Source organism: Kocuria sp. LUK (assembly GCF_021012935.1).
Lineage (GTDB): Bacteria > Actinomycetota > Actinomycetes > Actinomycetales > Micrococcaceae > Kocuria > Kocuria flava.
Window position 1 is genome coordinate 1 of the sequence record NZ_JAJMZI010000013.1, and the last position, 4,037, is coordinate 4,037.

At 71.5% G+C, this 4,037-nt stretch carries 3 protein-coding genes, 1 tRNA gene and 1 pseudogene; 4 read left to right on the forward strand and 1 reads right to left on the reverse strand.

Annotated features, from left to right (window positions below):
- Window positions 1-1,575 (reverse strand): annotated as a pseudogene (locus LQU92_RS14790) (pyruvate dehydrogenase (acetyl-transferring), homodimeric type); the annotation flags it as partial.
- Window positions 1,576-1,956: 381 nt separating this feature from the next.
- On the opposite strand from LQU92_RS14790, the gene LQU92_RS14795 reads away from it, so the two are divergent.
- The 4 genes from LQU92_RS14795 to LQU92_RS14810 all read left to right on the forward strand — a co-directional run bounded on the left by LQU92_RS14795 (window position 1,957) and on the right by LQU92_RS14810 (window position 4,004).
- The gene (locus tag LQU92_RS14795; protein WP_058859069.1) at window positions 1,957-2,373 is read left to right on the forward strand and encodes a DUF3052 domain-containing protein; all 417 of its coding nucleotides are present in this window, start codon (window positions 1,957-1,959) and stop codon (window positions 2,371-2,373) included.
- 58 nt (window positions 2,374-2,431) lie between these two features.
- A complete protein-coding gene (locus tag LQU92_RS14800) occupies window positions 2,432-2,890 on the forward strand; it encodes a peroxiredoxin (protein WP_058859068.1) in 459 nt (152 codons plus the stop codon).
- Window positions 2,891-2,908: 18 nt separating this feature from the next.
- Window positions 2,909-3,811, forward strand: a complete 903-nt coding sequence (locus LQU92_RS14805) for an NAD-dependent protein deacetylase (protein ID WP_230781439.1) — start codon at window positions 2,909-2,911, stop codon at window positions 3,809-3,811.
- Window positions 3,812-3,931: 120 nt separating this feature from the next.
- A tRNA-Val gene (locus LQU92_RS14810) sits at window positions 3,932-4,004 on the forward strand.
- Window positions 4,005-4,037: the final 33 nt, after the last annotated feature.

Sequence of the window (4,037 nt, forward strand, 5' to 3'; positions counted from 1 at the left end):
GTCGCGCAGCAGGTCCTTGAGGATCCGCACGAAGGCCATCGTGGTGGCCGCCATCTGCTTCCCGGAGCCCTTCTTCGCCGAGGCGTAGGCCGCCGCACCGGGCAGGGCGATCTCGCGCTGGGCGTGCGGGCGGTCCGGCAGGAACCCGCCGAGCTCCTTGCGGCGCTCGAGCAGGTACTTGATCTCCGGGGAGTCCGGGCCCGGGTGGTAGTACGGGGCGTTGTAGAGGTCGTCCTCGATCTGCTCGTCGGTCACCGGGATGCGCAGGTGGTCCCGGAAGTTCTTCAGGTCCTCCAGGGTGAGCTTCTTCATCTGGTGGGTCGCGTTGCGGGCCTCGAAGTGGCTGCCCAGCCCGTAGCCCTTCACGCCCTGGGCCAGGATCACGGTCGGCTGGCCCTCGTGGGCGACGGCGGCACGGTAGGCGGCGTAGACCTTGTGGTAGTCGTGCGCACCGCGCTTGAGCTCCCAGATCTCGTCGTCGGTCATGTCGGCGACGAGCTCCTTGGTCCGCGGGGAGCGGCCGAAGAAGTGGTCGCGGATGAACCCGCCGGACTCCGCCTTGTAGGTCTGGTAGTCGCCGTCGAGGGTCTCGTTCATGATCCGCACGAGCTCGCCGTCCTCGTCCTTGGCGAGCAGCTGGTCCCACTCGCGGCCCCACAGGACCTTGATGACGTTCCAGCCGGCCCCGCGGAAGAAGGCCTCCAGCTCCTGGACGATCTTGCCGTTGCCGCGCACCGGCCCGTCGAGGCGCTGCAGGTTGCAGTTGACGACGAAGGTCAGGTTGTCCAGCTTGTCGTTGGCGGCCAGCTGGAGCAGCCCGCGCGACTCCGGCTCGTCCATCTCGCCGTCGCCCAGGAACGCCCAGACGCGCTGCTCCGAGGTGTCCTTGATCCCGCGGTTGTGCAGGTAGCGGTTGAACTGCGCCTGGTAGATCGCGTTCATGGGGCCGATGCCCATCGACACGGTCGGGAACTGCCAGAAGTCGGGCATGTTCCGCGGGTGCGGGTAGGAGGGCAGCCCGTGGGGAGCCTTCGTCTTCTCCTGGCGGAACCCGTCGAGCTCCTCCTCGCTGAGCCGGCCCTCGAGATAGGCGCGCGCGTAGTTGCCGGGGGACGAGTGGCCCTGCCAGAACACCTGGTCCCCGCCGCCCGGGTGCTCCGGACCGCGGAAGAAGTGGTTGAGGCCCACCTCGTAGAGGGTGGCCACACCGGCGTAGGACGAGATGTGCCCGCCCACCCCGATCTCGGGGCGCTGGGCGCGGTGCACCATCACGGCCGCGTTCCACCGGTTGATCGCGCGGTACCGGCGCTCGATCTCCTCGTCGCCGGGGAACTCCGGCTCCTGGTCCACCGGGATCGTGTTGACGTAGTCGGTGGTCGTCACCATCGGCACGCCCACGCTGCGGGTGCCCGCGTGCTGGAGCAGGGCACGCATGATGTACTGCGCCCGCGCCGTCCCCTGGGTCTCGATGAGGTCCTCGAAGGACTCGAGCCACTCCTGGGTCTCCTCGTTGTCGGAGTCCTCCAGGTTGTTGGTCAAGCCGCTGAGGATGTGGTGGTTGCTGGATGAAGGCACGTTCAACCTCTCTTCATGGGACTGCCCGAGATGCGGTCACGGGCGGGTGCGCGCGCAGGTGCGGGCGGCGGCCCCGGAGCTCGCGCCGCGGGGACGCCCCGCCCGCCCCGCCGGCGGGTCGCGCCGACGGGTCCGTGCGGTGCGCACGATGTCTGTCGGGTCCATCGTTCCACACCGCGGCGAGCCCGTTCCACGGCGCCCCGCGGGACGGACGCGGGGGCGCCGGAGGGGCCGGGAGCTTGAAAGCGGCCCTGATCCGGTGTTGTCTGGAGGGTGAAGCCGGTATCCGGCCCGGCCCGCGGGGTCGGGCCGGGCGGAGCCCCGCACCGGCACGCAGTGCGTGGTCGTCGACCGTCGGCCCGATCCCAGAAGGAGCAAGCAGTGAGCGAGGCCCAGACCGCCGCGGGTGACGCGGTAGTCCAGCTCGGTTTCAAGGATGGCGACTACATCCAGGAGTTCGGCTACGACGAGGACGTCGACCTCGACCTCCGGGAGGGGATCGAGGAGCTCGTCGGCGGCGACCTGCTCGACGAGGACGACCAGGAGGTCGTCGACGCCGTGCTGCTGTGGTTCCGCGAGGGCGACGGCGACCTGGTGGACACCCTCGTCGACGTCCAGACCACGCTGGACGACGGAGGCGTGGTGTGGCTGCTGACCCCCAAGGCCGGCCGGGACGGCCACGTCCCGCCCTCCGAGGTCAACGACGCGGCCCCGACCGCCGGGCTGCACGTGACCACCACGGCGCGGGTCAGCTCCGACTGGTCCGCCACCCGCCTGATGCCCAAGCGCAACACCTGAGCCGCCCCACGGCCGTCCCTCCCGGGCCGGGCCGTTCCCGGACCCCTGGAGAGCCCGCATGACCGAGATCGGCAGTCCGGCGCCGGACTTCACGCTGGACAACCAGTACGGGGAGCCCGTGACGCTCAGCGCGCTGCGCGGGCGCCCCGTGGCCCTCGTCTTCTACCCCTTCGCCTTCTCCGGCGTGTGCACCGGGGAGCTGTGCCAGCTGCAGGACAGCCTGTCGGTCTTCGAGGACGCCGGGGTGCGCCTGCTCGCGGTGTCCACGGACTCGAAGTACGCGCTGCGGGCCTTCGCCCGCGAGGAGTCCTTCGACTTCGACCTGCTCTCCGACTTCTGGCCCCACGGCGCCGTGGCCCAGCGCTACGGCGTGTTCGACGCCGACTCGGGGATGGCCGAGCGGGCCACGTTCGTGCTGGACGCCGGCGGCACCGTCGTCGACGCCTTCCGCTCCGAGCCCGGCACCCCGCGGGAGCTCGCGTCCTACCGCGCGGCCCTGGCCCGGCTGGCGGGCTGAGCCGCCAGGACGCCCCCGATGCGCACCCTCCGCACCGGCTACGGCCGCCCCGAGGTCCCCGACCAGTTCCCCGACCCGGACGCCGCCGACCTCGGCGCCGGGCTCCCGGCGGCCGTGGACCTGCTGCGCGGGCGCCGCACCGCGGTGCTCACCGGCGCGGGGATCAGCACCGACTCCGGCATCCCCGACTACCGGGGTCCGGGCGCCGCGCCGCGCACGCCGATGACCTACCAGGACTTCCTCTCCAGCCCGGCCCGCCGCAGCCACTACTGGGCCCGCAACCAGTACGGGTGGCGCCACCTCGCCGAGGCCCGCCCGAACCCGGGCCACGCCGTGCTCGCCCGGCTCGAGGAGCGGGGGGCCGTCACGGGCGTGGTGACCCAGAACATCGACCGCCTGCACCAGGCGGCGGGCTCGGTCAACGTCGTCGACCTGCACGGGCGCTACTCCGTGGTGCGCTGCCTGCAGTGCGCCACCCGCATCCCGCGCGCCGTGCTCTCCGACGTCCTCGACGAGCTCAACCCCGGGTTCTACGACTCCCTCTCCTCCCCGGAGGACATCGAGTTCGCCCCGGACGCCGACGCCGTCATCACCGAGACGGCCGGCTTCCGGGTGCCCGACTGCCCGGTCTGCGGCGGGATCCTCAAGCCCGACGTCGTCTTCTTCGGCGAGAACGCGCCGCGCCACCGGGTGCTGCGGGCCCTGCGGATGGTCGACGCCGCGGAGGCACTGCTCGTGGTCGGCTCCTCCCTCACGGTCAACTCCGGGCGGCGCTTCGTGCGGCACGCGGTGCGCGCCGGGCGGCCCGTGCTCATCGTCAACCACGGCCGGACCCGTGCGGACGGGTCCGCGCGGGTCAAGATCGACGCCCGGGCGGGGGAGTTCCTCACCGCTCTCGAAGCCGCCCTCGGAGCCGCCTAGAATGGGCCGCGGCCGTGGCGAAGGTCACGGGGAAACCACCGGTTACCGATGAGTAGCGTCGAGTAGCCTGTTCGGGAACCGGGTGCTGGCGGTTGCACAAACCGTCCACCCGGTTGTCCAGGGTCTTTAGCTCAGCTGGTAGAGCGCCACGTTTACACCGTGGATGTCATCGGTTCGATCCCGGTAGGACCCACTGCCCCCGTTCTTCGCCCCGCCCGCCCTCGAA